The organism is Martelella sp. HB161492 (assembly GCF_013184775.1).
Lineage (GTDB): Bacteria > Pseudomonadota > Alphaproteobacteria > Rhizobiales > Rhizobiaceae > Martelella.
The window spans coordinates 117388-134089 of record NZ_JAATVV010000002.1; the positions used below are offsets into that span (position 1 = coordinate 117388).

Here is a 16702-nt window from a genome sequence, read left to right on the forward strand (position 1 = left end):
TTACGTCCCTCGCTTTTATCTTCGCCTATGGAGGGGTAAAAGATCACCCGAGACAACTTCAAGCCAAAAGCGCGGGTTCCACGCGTTTTTTGACAAAAGGCGGCCGTTCTGGCCCCGGTCCCATCATGGAGGAGAGGATGCACTATCACAGTTTCGGCCGCATCGGCCGCCCGGTTTCCAATATCGGCTTCGGTGCCTGGCAGATTGGCGGCTCCTGGGGATCCGTCAGTGAGGAAGACGGCCGCAAGGCGCTGAATGCAGCGCTTGATTCGGGGATCAATTTCATCGACACCGCCGATGTCTATGGCGATGGCCGTTCGGAAAAGATCATCGCCGATGTGCTGGCGGAACGCGGCGGTGCCCGTCCCTTCGTCGCCACCAAGGCCGGCCGACGGCTCGACCCGCATGTGGCAGAAGGCTATAATTTCGAAAATCTCGAAGCCTTCATCGACCGCAGCCTGAAGAATCTGCGGCTCGAATGTCTGGACCTCGTGCAGCTTCATTGCCCGCCGACCGAGGCCCTCTACCAGCCGGAAACCTTCGCCGCACTCGACCGGATCAAGGCCAAGGGCAAGATCGCCCATTATGGCGTCAGCGTCGAAAAGGTCGAAGAGGCACTGAAGGCAATCGAATTTCCGGGCGTGGAAAGCGTGCAGATCATCTACAACATCTTCCGCCAGCGCCCGGCATCGCTGTTCCTGCCGGAAGCAAAGCGCAAGAATATCGCCGTCATCGCCCGCGTGCCCCTGGCAAGTGGCCTGCTGTCCGGCAAGATCACCCGCGATACCGCCTTCGCCGCCGATGATCACCGTAATTTCAACCGTGCAGGCGACGCCTTCGATGTCGGCGAAACCTTTGCCGGCGTTCCCTTCGATATCGCGCTCGAAGCGGTCGAGGAAGTCCGCAAACATGTGCCGGCCGGCGAAACCATGGCAGCCTTCGCACTGCGCTGGATCGTCATGAACGACGCCGTCACGGTCGCCATCCCTGGCGCGCGCAATGCGCAACAGGCCAAGGCGAATGCCGCTGCCTCCGATCTGCCGGTGATTGGCGCAGAAGTCATGGAGGCGATGGCGGAGATCTATCGCAACCGCATCGCCCCCCATGTGCATCAGCGCTGGTAGGCGTCATCGACAGTAAAAGGCCGGGTGATCACCCGGCCTCAGATTGCTGACAAACCCTAGCCTCTTCCCTAACGTCATGCCTGTGCTTGTCACAGGCATCCAGCCGACGCGCGTCCGCGCGGCGAAAGACTCTGCTTATTCAAATCCTTAAGAGTATGGATCCCCGTGACAAGCACGGGGATGACGACGGAGGGGGGCGGCCATTCCACCCCGAACAGGCAATCTGAACGACTTTCTCAGCAGTCTGAGGCCGGGTGATCGCCCGGCCTTTCCTATCCTGCTCTGTGCTTTCCACTCAGGCGGCAGCCTCACGCCGCCGCTCGATCAACATGATCGACAGCGACGCGCAGAGGATCAGCACGGCGCCGAACCAGAACAGAAGATTGGGCGCAAACCCGAACACCAGCCAGCCGCCGAGCACGTTAAGCGGCAGCTTGAGATCGTCGAAAGGCTGGACATAGGCAGCATCGGCGCTGGCATAGGCCAGGGTGAGAAAATACTGCGCCATGAAGGTGACGACGCCGAGCGCCACGACAATCCAGATCATGCTGCCCGTTGGCACCGCAAATCCGCCGCCCAGCGCAACAACCAGATTGATCGGCGTCAGCAGCATCAACAGCCAGACCGTGATCGATTCAGGCCGTTCATCCGCCGTCAGCTGTTTGGTAATCAGCGAGGCCCCGCCCCACAGAAGCGCAGACAGGATCGGCAGCAGCGCCGCCCAGGAGAAGGCACCCGACCAGGGCTCCAGGATCAGCGCCGCGCCGACAAAGCCGACGGCTGTCGCCACCCAGCGCGACGGCCCGACCTTTTCGCCGAGGAATATGCGCGCGCCGAGGATGATGAAGAAAGGCGAGGTCATGACAAGCGCGATGGCCTGACTGATCGGCACTGTGGCAAGCCCGAATGTCCAGGCCTGAACCCCAAGCGCCGACAGCACTACCCGCAGGATATGGCGGCCGGGATGGCTGGTGCGCATGACGCCAAGGCCGATGCGAAACAGATAGGGCAGCGAAAACAGGAAGGCGATGCCATACTGCCAGAAGGCGACCGACGATGAGGCAAAGCCCATGCTCATGGTCAGGCGCTGCACAAGGATATTGCCCGCAGCATAGGTGACGCCTGCCAGAACCATCCAGAAGGCGCCTACAAGCGCAGGAGAGCGATATAAAACGGAATTCATGTCCCCACGATCCTTTTCTCAGCAAATGGAACCGGGACAAACGTCAGGAATGCCACGGCGCCTCCTTTCAAGAAAGGAGCCACCCGGCCATTGCCTGCTGTTCTCTCACATCCGGACTTTAACCGTCGGCTCCGGAATCACACCGGATCTGCTGACCCCGGCAAAACTGCCGGGCGCTCGCGGGCTTTGTGTAAATTTACACTTACCGCCGGTGGGGAGTTTCACCCCGCCCCGAGAACATGGCCAGCCTTGCCGACCATATCTGACACATAAGGGAATTGGGCACGGGCGACAAGATGATTGTAGGTGACGCAGCGTTCACGCGAACGGCAAAAAAAAGCCCGGGGCAAAAAGCCCCGGGCCAGTCTACGGCAATTCTGCCGGAAACATTTTAGCTGTTGCAGGCGTCCTTCAGACCCTTGCCAGCTGCAAATTTCGGAACATTGCGTGCCGGAATGTCGACTTCAGCGCCGGTGGAGGGGTTACGACCCTTACGAGCTGCGCTGTGGGAGACAGTGAACGCGCCGAAACCAGCGAGACGGACTTCGCCGCCATTCTTCAATTCGCCTTGAACAGCGTCGAAAACCGCATCGACTGCAGAGGCAGCATCGGTCTTGGAGAGGCCGGTCTTTTCGGCAACAGAGGTTACGAGTTCACTCTTGTTCATGTTTCCACCCTTTCTAAATGGTTCGAAACGACTCAATGTTCTTGGGGTGCAGATTATTCATGCCGCCGCCCGCTGCAAATCAAAAGCCTTGGCTTTAGGCGAAATGCAAGAGTCTTCACCCGATTTCTATGGAAAAGGCCGGCGAATGACCGGCCTTTTCCATCATTTTCCACAACACTGCTGAAAAACAGGCCAATTACGGCATCAGTGCGGCATGGTCTTGGAGGAATCATCTTCCGCCTCTTTGGCGGAAATTGCAGCTGCTTCAGCGGCTGCATCCCACTCGATCGGCTCCGGCATCCGCGTCAGCGCATGCTGCAGAACCTCACCGATCCGGCTCACCGGAATGATCTCCATACCGTTCTTCACATTGTCCGGGATGTCCGCCAGATCCTTGGCGTTCTCCTCCGGGATCAGCACCGTCTTGATGCCGCCACGCAGCGCCGCCAGAAGCTTCTCCTTCAGTCCGCCGATCGGCAGGACACGGCCGCGCAGGGTGATCTCGCCCGTCATCGCCACGTCCTTGTTGACCGGAATGCCGGTCATGATCGAGACAATCGCCGTGGTCATCGCGACACCGGCCGACGGCCCGTCCTTCGGCGTTGCCCCTTCCGGAACGTGAACATGGATATCCGTCTTGTCGAAGACCGGCGGCTTGATGCCGAAATCTACCGCGCGCGAGCGGACATAGGATGCCGCAGCCGAAATCGATTCCTTCATCACATCACGTAAGTTACCGGTTACGGTCATACGACCCTTACCCGGCATCATCACGCCTTCAATGGTCAGCAATTCGCCACCAACCTCGGTCCAGGCCAATCCGGTAACGACACCGATCTGATCCTCGCCTTCGGCCTCGCCATGGCGGAAACGCTGAACGCCGAGATAGTCCTCGAGGTTTTCCGCGGTCACATCGACGGCGGTGCGGTCACCCTTGACGATTTCAGTCACGGCCTTGCGGGCAAGCTTCATCAGCTCGCGCTCGAAGGAACGGACACCGGCCTCACGGGTATATTGCTGAATGATCCGCATCAGGGCAGCGTCGCTGACTGAAAATTCCGCCGGCTTCAGCGCATGCTCCTCGATCGCCTTGGGCAGAAGATGCCGCTTGGCGATTTCCAGCTTCTCCTCTTCCGTGTAACCGGCAATGCGGATGATCTCCATGCGGTCCATCAGCGGCGCCGGAATGTTCAGCGTATTGGCCGTGGTGATGAACATCACATTGGACAGATCATATTCGACCTCGAGGTAGTGATCCATGAAGGTCGAGTTCTGTTCCGGATCCAGCACCTCGAGCAGGGCCGAAGACGGGTCGCCGCGGAAATCGGCGCCCATCTTGTCAATCTCGTCGAGCAGGAACAGCGGATTGTTCTTGCCGATCTTCTTCATCGACTGAACGATCTTGCCCGGCATCGAACCGATATAGGTGCGGCGGTGCCCGCGAATTTCAGCCTCGTCACGCACGCCACCAAGGGCCATGCGCACATATTCGCGGCCGGTCGCCTTGGCGATCGAGCGGGCAAGCGAGGTCTTGCCGACGCCGGGCGGTCCGACGAGGCAGAGAATCGGCCCCTTGATCTTCTTGGCGCGCGCCTGAACGGCCAGATATTCAACGACACGTTCCTTGACCTTCTCCAGCCCGAAATGATCCTCGTCGAGGATCTTCTCGGCCAGCTTCAGGTCGGTTTTGATCTTCGACTTGCGGTTCCACGGCAGGCCGACCAGCCAGTCGAGATAGTTGCGCACGACCGTTGCCTCGGCAGACATCGGGCTCATATTGCGCAGCTTCTTCACCTCGGCATCGGCCTTTTCACGGGCCTCCTTGGACAGCTTGGTCTTCTTGATGCGATCTTCCAGCTCGGCCATCTCGTCGCGGCCGTCCTCGCCTTCACCAAGCTCCTTCTGGATCGCCTTCATCTGCTCGTTGAGGTAATATTCGCGCTGTGTCTTCTCCATCTGCCGCTTGACGCGGGTGCGGATGCGCTTCTCGACCTGCAGAACCGAAATCTCGCCTTCCATGAAGCCGAGCGCCTTTTCAAGCCGCTCCTTGACGCTGGTGGTCTCCAGCATTTCCTGCTTCTCGGTCAGCTTGATCGAAAGATGCGAGGCAACCGTATCGGCCAGCTTCGAATAGTCCTCGATCTGACCGGCAGCGCCGACAACTTCGGGCGAAACCTTCTTGTTGAGCTTGACGTAGTTTTCAAACTCGGAAACGACCGAGCGCGACAGCGCCTCGATTTCAACGGCATCTTCATCCGGCTCGGCCAGAACCTCGGCCTGAGCCTCGTAATAGTCCTTGTGCGCAGCAATGTCCTCGACGGCAGCACGTGCCTTGCCTTCGACCAGAACTTTGACGGTTCCGTCGGGAAGCTTCAGCAGCTGCAGGACATTGGCGATCGTGCCGACACGATAGAGGTTTTCCGGCGACGGATCGTCGTCACTGGCATTCACCTGGGTGATCAGCATGATCTGCTTGTCGGAAGCCATGACCTCCTCAAGCGCCCGGATGGATTTCTCGCGACCGACAAACAGCGGCACGATCATGTGCGGGAAAACCACAATGTCACGCAAGGGCAACACCGGGAAGGCAGCGCGCGTCGCTGCGGGCGTGTTCTGCGTCATATATTCGTTCCTTTTCACTCATCCGGCGGAGTACCGGAGGATCGGCGGGAGGATGCCGATCAATATTTTTTGTGTCCGTGGCGAAACAAGTGGAGCTTGGGAAGGTGCATTTCAATATTGCCTTGCGTTTTCCTGCGCTCGATCATCCGCCACCAAGGCCTAAGCCAAAACGAAGAGGGCCGGACGCAGGTGTTTCCACCGCGCCCGGCCCGACAGCTGGTAAGCTTCAGCCTCAGGCCGAAGCATTGGCCTTGTCATCGGGCCGGTTCGCATAGATGTAGAGCGGACGGGATGTGCCCGCCACCACCTCATCGGAGATCACGACCTCACGCACGCCTTTCAGCGTCGGCAGTTCGAACATGGTATCCAGCAGGATCTTCTCCATGATCGAGCGCAGACCACGTGCACCGGTCTTGCGTTCAATCGCCCGGGCGGCGATCGCACGCAGCGCATCCTCATGGAATGACAGTTCGACATCTTCCATCTCGAACAGGCGCTGATACTGCTTGATCAGGGCGTTCTTCGGCTCGGTCAGAATCTGGATCAGCGCATCCTCATCAAGATCCTCAAGCGTCGCGATCACCGGCAGACGGCCGATGAATTCCGGGATAAGTCCGAACTTCACCAGATCCTCGGGCTCGAGATCGCGCAGCACATCACCGACACGCCGGTCATCGGGTGCCGAAACAGAAGCGCCGAAACCAATCGACGTTTTCTCGCCGCGCGCAGAAATGATCTTGTCGAGGCCTGCGAAAGCGCCGCCGCACAGGAACAGGATATTGGTCGTATCCACCTGCAGGAACTCCTGCTGCGGATGCTTGCGCCCACCCTGCGGCGGCACGGAGGCAACCGTGCCTTCCATGATCTTCAGCAGTGCCTGCTGCACGCCCTCGCCCGACACGTCACGCGTGATCGACGGATTGTCGGACTTGCGCGAGATCTTGTCGACCTCGTCAATATAGACGATGCCGCGCTGGGCGCGTTCGACATTATAATCGGCAGCCTGCAACAGCTTCAGAATGATGTTTTCAACATCCTCACCGACATAACCGGCCTCCGTCAGCGTCGTGGCATCTGCCATCGTGAAGGGAACATCGATGATCCGTGCCAGCGTCTGCGCAAGATAGGTCTTGCCGCAGCCCGTCGGACCGACCAGCAGAATGTTGGATTTCGCCAGTTCGATATCATTACCCTTGGAGGCATGCGCCAGGCGCTTGTAATGATTGTGGACCGCTACGGAGAGAATGCGCTTGGCCTGTCCCTGACCGATGACATATTCATCCAGAACGCCCATGATTTCCTGCGGCGTCGGCACACCATCGCGGGACTTCACCATCGAGGTCTTGTTTTCCTCGCGGATGATGTCCATGCACAACTCGACACATTCATCGCAGATGAAAACTGTCGGCCCAGCGATCAGTTTGCGGACTTCATGCTGACTCTTGCCGCAGAACGAACAATAGAGCGTATTCTTGGAGTCACCGCCGCCGCTACCGCTGACTTTGCTCATAATCACTTCCTTCCAGCACGTCGCTCCTTAACCGGAACGGAATTCTTCTTAACCGCCTGCCCCGCCTTTTTCCGTTCCTCGGAAAGTGCACGACCGTGCGCAACAGACAATTCATCCAGAGACCCAAAGGTTACGAATGATCAGCCTCGCCGATCATAGATTTCCATCTCTAGAACTCGATATCGAGCCTGAACTGTCAATACTAATAATCAGTTCATGGCCCGATTAAACCCAAAACCGTACACAATTATGTGCAGCGGCCAATTTCACGATCCGGCAGCCGGGCCCGAATGGATGATCAGCATCCCGCCGGGCCGGCTGTCGCAATCAGGACGCCGTATTCTCGACTTCCGAACGTGAGGTCATCACCTTGTCGATGATTCCCCAGTCGCGCGCCTCATCGGGATCCATGAAATGGTCCCTGTCGAGGGTTTTTTCAACTTCTTCGTAGCTCTGGCCGCAATGCTTGACATAAACCTCGTTCAGGCGACGCTTCATCTTCAGAATGTCGCGTGCATGACGTTCGATGTCGGAGGCCTGCCCCTGAAAGCCGCCCGAAGGCTGATGCACCATGATCCGCGCATTCGGCGTTGCAAAACGCATGCCCTTGTCGCCGGCGGCAAGAAGCAGCGAGCCCATGGAGGCAGCCTGACCAATGCACAGCGTCGAAACTGCCGGGCGAATGAACTGCATCGTATCGTAGATCGCCATGCCGGCCGTCACGACCCCGCCTGGCGAGTTGATGTAAAGGGCAATCTCCTTTTTCGGATTCTCGGCCTCGAGAAACAGGAGCTGCGCGCAAACCAGAGAAGCAATCTGGTCTTCGACCGGACCGGTGAGGAAGATAATTCTTTCTTTCAGCAGGCGCGAATAAATGTCGTAGGAACGTTCGCCACGATTGGTCTGCTCAACGACCATGGGAACCAGGGCCATAGCGGTATCTACGGGATTTTTCATGTCCATCCTTTTTCCGGCGGTGCCGGAACCGTCCGATTCACTCAATTCCCCTTTTACATAGAGCGCCGGTGCATGTCACTTCAAGACATAGCCTGACGGATGTCGGCAGGGATCATCCATTTGGCGCCTTCTCTGGCCAAAAAAGTCAGCGCCGATTCGCCGCTTTATCCCGAATTCTCCCTTCAACCACAACCCTGAAGTTGCACCACCGCAACGATAATATGAAAAATTGCACTTTAAATCGGTTTACAGACGCCATGGACGGTTTTGCTGATGGAGTAGCACTACCGGCCGAGCTATGACGTTTGCGTAACGCTCGCTACATACGAGGACCTTGGCGTGCATGTTTTTGACAACTCCACCGCGATCATTGCCTGGGCTGCGGACTGTGTTCTCATGGCGGCACTGCTTTTGCCGATCACGTTTGGCAGGCGGGAACGCCCGTTCATCGCCTGGTGGACAGCCGGCCTTCTGATCAAGGGCGCCGGACTGGCCGGGATCGTGCTGACCGGCGTGATCAATATCTCAGGCACAGGCGCCCTCTCCTTTGGCCTCCTGTTCCTTGCCAACATTTTGATCGCAACGGCGATTCTATCGCTCTGCAATTTGCGGGCGCGCATCGGCACTGCCTTTTCCATCCTTGCCTGGGCACTCGCCATGGCTCTGCTGGCAGGCAAGCTTCCCGGCGCCAACCTGATTGCTTTCGCAAGTGGCAATATCGTTCTCTGCGCCGTCGTCGCCGTTGTTTTTCTTCGCAACAGTCGCAGCTTCGGCAACCATCTGTTGCGCCTGGCCATTGCCGCCATCTTCGCCGTTGAATGCGTCAGCCAGGCGGTCGCCATTGTCAGGATCGTCACTGCGCCGCCTCAGGCCACCATTTCGAGCACAACGATCACATTTTTCATCATCAGCTCCTTCCTCCTGTTCACCGCCAAGGTTTTTCTGTCAGTCGCCTTTGCGATGAACCGGTTCCAGAGTGAACTGAAACGCCTTGCCAGTACCGATCCGCTGACAGGAACGCTGAACCGGCGCGGAATTGATGCAGCAACCGCCCGTTTCTTCGGCAAAGACGCGCTGCCCGGACGAATCGCCTATTTCGCGCTGGATCTTGATCATTTCAAACAGATCAACGACGCCTTCGGCCATCGCGCCGGCGATCTGGCTTTGCAGCATTTCACCGATATCGTTCGCAACTGCCTGCGCAGCCAGGACATCCTCGGCAGAACGGGCGGCGAGGAATTCACAATCCTCGCCCGCGTAAGGCATGATTCGGATGCCTTCGAGATTGCAGAAAGGATCCGCATTGCCGTCAGCTCCAAGCCGCTGGAGCTCGAAGAGCGGTCTGTGCCCTTGAGCCTGAGCATCGGCCTTGCCGTCGGCGACAGCGCCGAGACCACGCTAGACGATCTGGTCACCAAGGCAGACAAGGCGCTCTACACGGCAAAAACGACGGGCCGCAATCGCTCGGTCCAGCTGCCGGATCACAAGGCCCATTCGCTCTCCGTCGTCGAGGCAACCGGCTGAGCTCCGTCGCCGTTTTTTCCGGGTCCGGCCTGCGGCTTATCCACGCAGCTCGGCCGCCAGATCCAGCCAGGCCTTGGCCGCGAAGGACAGATAGCCGCCGCGCCGCCAGATGAAGGCCATATGCCAGACCATGCCCTGATCCTTCAGAGTAATATGCCGCACACCGGGCCGCACGCGCTGGCTGGCGATCAGACGCGGCAGGAAGCCGATGCCCAGACCCGCATGAACAAGCTCGACAATGAAGTTGATCTGAGACGACCGCGCGGCAACATTCGGCTGGAACCCAGCTTCGCGACAGCCGTCAAGAATGATCGGATTGAGCGCGAATCCGCTATCAAACAAGATGAATGCTTCACCTGAAAGTTCTGATAAACCTATTTTTTCTTGATCTGACAACGGATGATCATCGCGCAGGATGACATCCAGCGGCTCAGCGATGACATCCTGCCAGTCGAAGGCGCCGTTGAAGGGCAGCAGCGATGCCCCAAGCTCGAGCTCACCGGCCGTGACCAGTTCTTCCAGCTTGCGCGAACCATGCTCGAACAGGCTGACCTCGATCTCAGGATAGCGCGCCCGATAAGCGGCAAAGATCGGTGCGAAAAGCGCGTCACTGCCGATCGGCGGCAGGCCAAGGGTGAGTTGCCCGCGTCGCACGCCCTTCAGCTCATCGAGCTCATTCATCAGATCGTCGCGCTGCGCCAGCAGCTGTTGCGCTCGCGCAAAGACAACCCGCCCCGCATCGGTTAGCTGCACACCGGGTACCTGCCGGTCGATCAACGCCAGGCCAAGCTCGTCTTCCAGCTGGCGGACGGCCTTGGAGACCGCCGACTGCGTGACGAAAACGTGCTTGGCGGCCTGCGAAAAGCCTCCATGACGAACAACGGCGACAAAAATGCGAAGCGTTCTGAGTTCCATCATTATTCCAATATGGAATAGCACAAATGAAATCAATTCACTTTGAGAATATTGTGAAATTTCCTATATGTTGCGGCGACGAAAGGAACACACCATGGTCGCCCTGACTGCCCCCGGCACGCCCTCATATTTTCATATGGCTTCAGTCATGCTGCGCCGCAAACTGCGTGGCAGCCGTGTGGGACAACTGGTGCTGATCGGCGCGATCTGGTTTGCCGGACAGTCGCTGGCCAACGTGCTTGGACTGGCCATTCCTGGCGGTGTGATCGGCATGTTCGCGTTGCTGGCAGCACTTCTGAGCGGCTATCTCAGGCCGCAGAGCATCAGCCGTGGCGCCCGCTGGTTTCTCGCCGAGCTGCTGCTGTTTTTCGTACCGGCTGTGCTGGCGATCCTTGATCACCCCGAATTTCTGGGCCTTCTCGGTCTGAAAATTCTCGCCGTCATCTTTGGCGGTATCGTTGTCGTCATGGGCAGCACCGCACTGGCCGTCGAATTCGGCCTGAATGTCATGCACCACATCGAGTCAAAACATGCCCGTTCTTGAAGCCGTGGTCGTGACCGTCTTCTGGTCGGTCGTGACGATCCTGTTCTACCTGCTTTCCAAGCGGATCTATCGCCGCTTCCCGACGCCAGTCACCTCACCGCTGCTGCTGGCGCCAGTGCTGCTCATTCTCCTGGCGCTTTTGCTGAAGCAGAACTATGCGGGCTATATCCATGCGACTCACTGGCTTGTTCTGCTGCTGGGCCCGGCAACGGTCGCCTTCGCCCTGCCGATTTTCGAGCAGTGGAAGACAATCAGGCGTTACTGGCCGGTGCTGCTGTTCGGCGTCATCGTTGGCAGTTCGATGGCCATTCTCTCGGCCTGGGGGCTGGCCACGCTTCTCGGCCTCAATGGCAGTCTGCGCCTGAGCCTTCTGCCCCGTTCGCTCAGCACCCCCTTCGCCATGAACGTCTCCCAGAACATTGGCGGCGTGCCGGATCTCACGGCGGTCTTCGTGGTCATTACCGGGGTCTCGGGTGCAATTATCGGTGATTTTCTGATCCGTTTTCTGCCCCTGCGCTCCGCCATGGCGCGCGGCGCGCTGTTCGGCATGGGCGCCCATGGAGCCGGTGTTGCAAAGGCAACGGAAATTGGCCTTGAGGAAAGCTCGGTCGCCGGACTGGTTATGGTGCTGGTCGGCGTCGTCAATGTCCTGACCGCTCCGCTGCTGCACATTCTGCTCAACAGCTGACCGGGCGGCCGCGCAAGGGCCGGCCAGCCATTTCAATGCATCTGCAGTGCCTTCTGTTCGACCACGCCCGGAATGCAGCGTTGCCGCGTTGCGGGCAGATGGAACAAGCCATCCGCCGAGGGATTGGTGCCAGCCGCGCACAGAACCACCGGTCCGGTCGCATCAGAGGCGGGCTTGGCGCTTGACACCGCGGTGACGCCATCGGCCGGCAAGGGCCGCTCATCGCCAGTTTCACGCCGCTCCGCTGAAATGCAGGGCGTCGCCAAAGCCAGCGCGACAAAAAACAGAAATAACACCACCACGCTGTCCCTTTCCTTCGCCATCAATCACAATCATTCCGCGAATGCCGGAAAACTAGTGCGAAATTATGGCGCGGTGGCGAATGCCTGCAGCGGGTATGACCGTGCCGCCAAAGACCGTTGCCTCCTTGTGACACTGGCCCTTGGCGGAACTTCGACGTGCCGGATCGGGCAGAGGCTCAGCCCGATTGGTTACAACCTGGAGAAAGACTGCTCAATATCTGCGATGATATCTTCGACATCTTCGATACCGACGGACAGGCGCACCACATCCGGACCAGCGCCGGCGGCGATCTGCTGCTCGACCGTCAACTGGGCATGCGTCGTCGACGCAGGATGAATGACCAGTGAGCGCGTATCGCCGATATTGGCCAGGTGGGAAAACAGCTTCAGCCCTTCAACGAAGGCTTTGCCCGCTTCGAAACCGCCAGCAAGGCCGAAGGTGAAGACCGCCCCCGCCCCCTTGGGCGCATAACGCTGCTGCAGCGCGTGGTTGGCATCATCCTCAAGGCCGGGATAGCTGACCCAGGCAACCTCACTGCGGGTTTTCAGCCATTTGGCAACGGCGAGCGCATTGTCGCAATGTTTCTGCATCCGCAGCGGCAGTGTCTCGATGCCAGTCGCAATCATGAAGGCGTTGAAAGGGGAAATGCACGGTCCAAGGTCGCGCAGGCTCAACACCCGGGCGCCGAGTGCGAAGGCGAGATTGCCGAAAGCTTCATGCAGCACCAGCCCGTCATATTCCGGGCGCGGCGTGCTGAGCATCGGATAACGGCCCGATTTCGACCAGTCGAAGGTGCCGCCATCGACGAGAATGCCGCCCATGGAATTGCCATGACCGCCAAGGAATTTGGTGAGGGAATGCACGACGATATCGGCGCCATGGGCGATCGGCCGCGTGAGATAGGGGGTCGCCATGGTATTGTCGACGATCAGCGGCAGGCCATGCGCATGCGCAACATTCGCGATCGCCTCGATATCGACAAAGGTACCGGCCGGATTGGCAAGGCTCTCGATATAGATCGCCTGGGTGCGCGCATCGATCTCAGCGGCGAAGCTCTCCGGATCGAAAGGATCAGCCCAGCGCACCTGCCAGCCGAAATTCTCGAAAGAATGACCGAACTGATTGATCGAACCACCATAAAGCCTGCGGGCGGCGACAAAATTATCGCCCGGCCGCATCAGCATGTGAAAGGTGAGAAACTGCGCCGCATGACCGGAGGCAACGGCAAGGGCGGCCGTGCCGCCTTCAAGCGTGGCAAGACGCTCCTCGAGAACCGCTGTCGTCGGGTTCATGATGCGGGTGTAGATATTGCCGAAAGCCTTCAGACCAAAAAGCGCCGCCGCGTGATCGGAATCGTTGAAAACATAGGATGTGGTCTGGTAAATCGGCGTCGCCCGGGCGTTGGTTGTCGGGTCTGGTGCCGCGCCCGCATGGATAGAGAGGGTTGCAAATCCCGGCTCTTTCTCGCTCATTATTTCTCCTTCCCTTGCGTTATGTCGTCCCCTGCTCCCGACGATAAAACGTCTTCCTACTGACCAGGAACGGCTTCTTTTGATCAAGATCAATGCTGCGTTCTGTGCAAACGTCAAGACTGCCCAACATTAAGGGAGCTTGCGATGGGCACTATACCAGACCATGAAGATCGCGCATGCGATCGTTTTGCCGAATGGCGCAGCACGGAGCATTTCGAAGGTGAAGAGGCCGGGCTTCTGGCTTTTCTCCAGCGCCTTGTGGCCAAGGACATCGAGAATGCCGAGCCACGCGACGCCAATGAAATGACGGAAATGATGAAGGCCCTCAATATCGACCCGGTCGAGGCCGAGTTCCAATATCGAAGGCTCTATTATGGCATGCTGGCCAATTGCGCCGCCTGCCGCGCGAAAGCGCGCTGCCGCAATGACCTTTCCTGTGAAACGGCGGAACGCAATTTCACCGATTACTGCGAAAATCAGGAAATCCTCAACGAGATGCGTGCCAACCCGCATATGTTGCGGAGCTGAAAGGCCTGCGGCGACAAGGCCTCAATGTCCCAGCAGGCGCGGAATTTCAATGGCCGGACACCGGTCCATGATCACCGTCATTCCCTGAGCCCGCGCCTTTGCCGCCGCCGCATCATTGATAATCCCGAGCTGCATCCAGATCACCTTCGGCAACGGTTCCAGGGCCAGTGCTTCATCAACGACGCCGCCGACAAAATCGGAGGCGCGGAAGATATCGATCATGTCCAGCGGACGGCCGATATCGGCGAGACTGCCATAGACGGTCCTGTCATGAATGGTCTTGCCGGCCAGGCCCGGATTGACGGGTATGACCTCGTATCCACGCCCAAGAAGAAAGCCCATGACACCATAGCTCGGGCGCTCGGGTTTCGGCGACGCACCGACCAGCGCAATGGTTTTCACGGTCGAGAGAACGTGATGGATAATCTGGTCTTCGCCAATTTCGTTCATAGGAAACAACCCTTCCGCATGTTATTGTCGAACAATCATCGGTTGATCGACTGGAGGACCCAATGAAATTGAGACTCGCTCTTGCTGCCGCACTTGTGATCGCCAGCACAGCCCCGGCCAGCGCCATCAACAGATATGACGTCAATACCATGACCTGCGCCCAGGCACAGGCCGTTGTTGCCCAGGAAGAGGCAGCAATCTTGCGCTACCCAGCACCGGATGGCAGCGGCCGCATACTTTATGACCGCTATGTCCGGGGACCGGGTGTCTGTTTTGCTCAGGCCGGCCACGCCGTCAAGAACTATATCCCGACCAAGGATACGAAATCCTGCTTCATGCTGAGCTGCGAATCCGGCCCGCCGGATTGTTCGGATGAACCGCTCAACATCTTCTGCGTCAGGTGATGACGCGCATCATTGCTCCAGAATCATATGGCCCTTGTCGTCAAGCGGCATGAAAGGATTGAACGCAATCTCCCACAAGAAGCCGTCCGGATCGGCGACATAGCCCGAATAGCCGCCCCAGAAGACCTTGCGGGGCGGCTTCACCGGCTTAGCGCCGCATGCGCAGGCAAATTGCACCGCTTCATCGACAGCCGCCTCACTGTCGACATTATAGGCCAGGGAGAAACCCGGAAATCCGCCGGCAATGTCGTCCTTGAGGCCGGCATCCTCCGCCAGCGCCTTTCGGCCGAACAGCGACAGCACGATCCCGTCGAGCGCGATGAAGGTTACCCCCTCCTGTGAGGCGACCGAACGTGCCCAGCCAAGACGCTCATAAAATGCCGTGGAACGCTCAAGATCGGCGACGCCGAGCGTGATCATGGTCATGCGTCGATCAAATTTCGTCATGGAAGCATCCCTTTGTTCTTTATTTGTTCAGTTTACGCCGTGCATTTATCAAGTCAATGACGATTGCCCTATCCAGGCGGCCGCAACGGCCTTCCTTCGTTTCAGCCAGACTGCGCCTGAAGCGCATTCCCCGTCCTGACAGCGCTGAAACAGCAAAATTCGCGTCACGAAGCCACAAAGATATGTGGTAACATAATACCGTAATTACAAGCCATTGTTTTAAAACGATAATTTTTACATCATGCCGGAATGGACCACTTGACCATCCTTTCACCTCCGATTATACAACCGCTGACGTCGGCCAAGGCCGGCGTTGTCGTTTGATGCGCGTATGCCCATCAATAGAAGCAACAAGAAATGCCCGACCGGCAACGGACCGGGTCCAAAACAAGAGTAGAAAAAATGGTTACCTTTTCCCAGAAGCCTCTCGAGGTGGAAAAGAAGTGGGTCGTGATCGACGCTGAAGGCCTCGTCCTCGGTCGCCTCGCCTCGCTCATCGCACTTCGCCTGCGTGGCAAGCACAAGGCCACCTACACGCCGCATGTTGACGACGGTGACAATGTCATCGTGATCAATGCCGAAAAGGTCGCTATGACCGGCAAGAAGTACACCGACAAGATGTACTACTGGCACACCGGCTATATCGGCGGCATCAAGGAACGCACTGCGCGCCAGATCATCGAAGGCCGTTTCCCGGAACGCGTCATCGAGAAGGCTGTCGAGCGCATGATCCCGCGCGGCCCGCTTGGCCGTCGCCAGATGAAGAACCTGCGCGTCTATGCAGGTCCGAACCATCCGCATGAAGCACAGAATCCCGTCGCAGTTGATATTGCGAAGCTCAACAGCAAGAATGTAAGGAGCGCATAATGGCCGAGCTTTCCGATCTGAAGGCCCTGGGCGATATCGCCACTGCCGATGCCACCCCTGCCGCTCCGGTTCACGAACGCAAGGTAGACGACCTCGGTCGTTCCTATGCTACCGGCAAGCGTAAGGACGCCGTCGCCCGCGTTTGGGTCAAGGCTGGTTCCGGCAAGATCACCGTCAATGGCAAGGACTTCACCGCCTATTTCGGCCGTCCGGTTCTGCAGATGATCCTGCAGCAGCCGATCGTTGCCGCTGCGCGTGATGGCCAGTTCGACATCGTCGCCACTGTTACCGGCGGCGGCCTGTCCGGTCAGGCCGGTGCCGTTCGTCACGGCATCTCCAAGGCGCTGACCTACTACGAACCGGCCCTGCGCTCGATTCTGAAGAAGGGCGGCTTCCTGACCCGCGACAGCCGTGTTGTTGAACGTAAGAAGTACGGTAAGGCCAAGGCCCGCCGTTCGTTCCAGTTCTCCAAGCGCTAATCGCTCCGGAAATTGCAG

At 58.4% G+C, this 16702-nt stretch carries 18 protein-coding genes and 1 riboswitch; of the genes, 8 read left to right on the top strand and 10 right to left on the bottom strand.

Going from position 1 to position 16702, the window contains the following annotated elements:
* Positions 1 to 137 precede the first annotated feature (137 nt).
* Positions 138 to 1124 (top strand): aldo/keto reductase, encoded by a 987-nt coding sequence (locus tag HCK86_RS03290; protein WP_176083065.1) that lies wholly within the window; start codon positions 138 to 140, stop codon positions 1122 to 1124.
* A gap of 295 nt (positions 1125 to 1419) precedes the next feature.
* On the opposite strand, the gene HCK86_RS03295 is transcribed toward HCK86_RS03290, so the two are convergent.
* The 5 genes from HCK86_RS03295 to clpP form a co-directional block, all read right to left on the bottom strand.
* Positions 1420 to 2307 carry a DMT family transporter gene (locus HCK86_RS03295; protein ID WP_176083066.1) on the bottom strand — a complete coding sequence of 296 codons (888 nt, stop codon included), beginning with the start codon at positions 2305 to 2307 and terminating at the stop codon, positions 1420 to 1422.
* Between the two features lie 95 nt (positions 2308 to 2402).
* Positions 2403 to 2550: riboswitch (FMN riboswitch) on the bottom strand.
* A 148-nt stretch (positions 2551 to 2698) separates the two neighbouring features.
* The gene (locus HCK86_RS03300) at positions 2699 to 2974 is read right to left on the bottom strand and encodes an HU family DNA-binding protein (RefSeq protein ID WP_141146948.1); all 276 of its coding nucleotides are present in this window, start codon (positions 2972 to 2974) and stop codon (positions 2699 to 2701) included.
* A gap of 204 nt (positions 2975 to 3178) precedes the next feature.
* The gene (gene lon / locus HCK86_RS03305) at positions 3179 to 5596 is read right to left on the bottom strand and encodes an endopeptidase La (RefSeq protein WP_176083067.1); all 2418 of its coding nucleotides are present in this window, start codon (positions 5594 to 5596) and stop codon (positions 3179 to 3181) included.
* 232 nt (positions 5597 to 5828) lie between these two features.
* Positions 5829 to 7106 (bottom strand): ATP-dependent Clp protease ATP-binding subunit ClpX, encoded by a 1278-nt coding sequence (gene clpX, locus HCK86_RS03310; protein WP_176083068.1) that lies wholly within the window; start codon positions 7104 to 7106, stop codon positions 5829 to 5831.
* Between the two features lie 327 nt (positions 7107 to 7433).
* Entirely contained in the window at positions 7434 to 8063 is a 630-nt protein-coding gene (clpP, locus tag HCK86_RS03315) for an ATP-dependent Clp endopeptidase proteolytic subunit ClpP (protein ID WP_141146945.1), read from the bottom strand.
* A gap of 339 nt (positions 8064 to 8402) precedes the next feature.
* Here clpP and HCK86_RS24275 point away from each other — a divergent pair, with 339 nt between their 5' ends.
* Entirely contained in the window at positions 8403 to 9587 is a 1185-nt protein-coding gene (locus tag HCK86_RS24275) for a GGDEF domain-containing protein (RefSeq protein WP_176083069.1), read from the top strand.
* Between the two features lie 36 nt (positions 9588 to 9623).
* Here the strand turns inward: HCK86_RS24275 and HCK86_RS03325 are convergent, their stop codons facing one another.
* Positions 9624 to 10502, bottom strand: a complete 879-nt coding sequence (locus HCK86_RS03325) for a LysR family transcriptional regulator (RefSeq protein WP_176083070.1) — start codon at positions 10500 to 10502, stop codon at positions 9624 to 9626.
* 136 nt (positions 10503 to 10638) lie between these two features.
* Here HCK86_RS03325 and HCK86_RS03330 point away from each other — a divergent pair, with 136 nt between their 5' ends.
* Both HCK86_RS03330 and HCK86_RS03335 read left to right on the top strand, forming a co-directional pair.
* Positions 10639 to 11046, top strand: coding sequence for a CidA/LrgA family protein (locus HCK86_RS03330; RefSeq protein ID WP_176083482.1), 408 nt, complete (start codon positions 10639 to 10641; stop codon positions 11044 to 11046).
* Positions 11033 to 11734, top strand: coding sequence for an LrgB family protein (locus tag HCK86_RS03335; RefSeq protein ID WP_176083071.1), 702 nt, complete (start codon positions 11033 to 11035; stop codon positions 11732 to 11734). Before HCK86_RS03330 ends, HCK86_RS03335 begins: the two co-directional genes overlap by 14 nt.
* 32 nt (positions 11735 to 11766) lie before the next feature.
* Here the strand turns inward: HCK86_RS03335 and HCK86_RS03340 are convergent, their stop codons facing one another.
* Together HCK86_RS03340 and HCK86_RS03345 are read right to left on the bottom strand one after the other, a co-directional pair.
* A complete protein-coding gene (locus HCK86_RS03340; protein WP_176083072.1) occupies positions 11767 to 12036 on the bottom strand; it encodes a hypothetical protein in 270 nt (89 codons plus the stop codon).
* A 189-nt stretch (positions 12037 to 12225) separates the two neighbouring features.
* Positions 12226 to 13509, bottom strand: a complete 1284-nt coding sequence (locus tag HCK86_RS03345; protein ID WP_176083073.1) for an O-acetylhomoserine aminocarboxypropyltransferase — start codon at positions 13507 to 13509, stop codon at positions 12226 to 12228.
* Between the two features lie 144 nt (positions 13510 to 13653).
* Here HCK86_RS03345 and HCK86_RS03350 point away from each other — a divergent pair, with 144 nt between their 5' ends.
* On the top strand, positions 13654 to 14037 hold the full coding sequence (locus HCK86_RS03350; protein ID WP_176083074.1) for a DUF6455 family protein: 384 nt from the start codon (positions 13654 to 13656) through the stop codon (positions 14035 to 14037).
* Positions 14038 to 14058: 21 nt separating this feature from the next.
* Here the strand turns inward: HCK86_RS03350 and HCK86_RS03355 are convergent, their stop codons facing one another.
* Complete coding sequence (locus HCK86_RS03355; protein WP_176083075.1) at positions 14059 to 14487, bottom strand: CoA-binding protein; 429 nt, start codon at positions 14485 to 14487, stop codon at positions 14059 to 14061.
* A gap of 62 nt (positions 14488 to 14549) precedes the next feature.
* Between HCK86_RS03355 and HCK86_RS03360 the strand changes: the two genes are divergently transcribed.
* Positions 14550 to 14891, top strand: coding sequence for a hypothetical protein (locus tag HCK86_RS03360; protein WP_176083076.1), 342 nt, complete (start codon positions 14550 to 14552; stop codon positions 14889 to 14891).
* 9 nt (positions 14892 to 14900) lie between these two features.
* On the opposite strand, the gene HCK86_RS03365 is transcribed toward HCK86_RS03360, so the two are convergent.
* Positions 14901 to 15338, bottom strand: coding sequence for a VOC family protein (locus HCK86_RS03365; protein WP_176083077.1), 438 nt, complete (start codon positions 15336 to 15338; stop codon positions 14901 to 14903).
* A gap of 402 nt (positions 15339 to 15740) precedes the next feature.
* On the opposite strand from HCK86_RS03365, the gene rplM reads away from it, so the two are divergent.
* On the top strand, positions 15741 to 16205 hold the full coding sequence (gene rplM / locus HCK86_RS03370) for a 50S ribosomal protein L13 (RefSeq protein ID WP_141146934.1): 465 nt from the start codon (positions 15741 to 15743) through the stop codon (positions 16203 to 16205).
* Positions 16205 to 16684: a 30S ribosomal protein S9 gene (gene rpsI / locus HCK86_RS03375; protein ID WP_176083078.1), complete on the top strand. Its 480-nt coding sequence runs from the start codon at positions 16205 to 16207 to the stop codon at positions 16682 to 16684. Before rplM ends, rpsI begins: the two co-directional genes overlap by 1 nt.
* Positions 16685 to 16702: the final 18 nt, after the last annotated feature.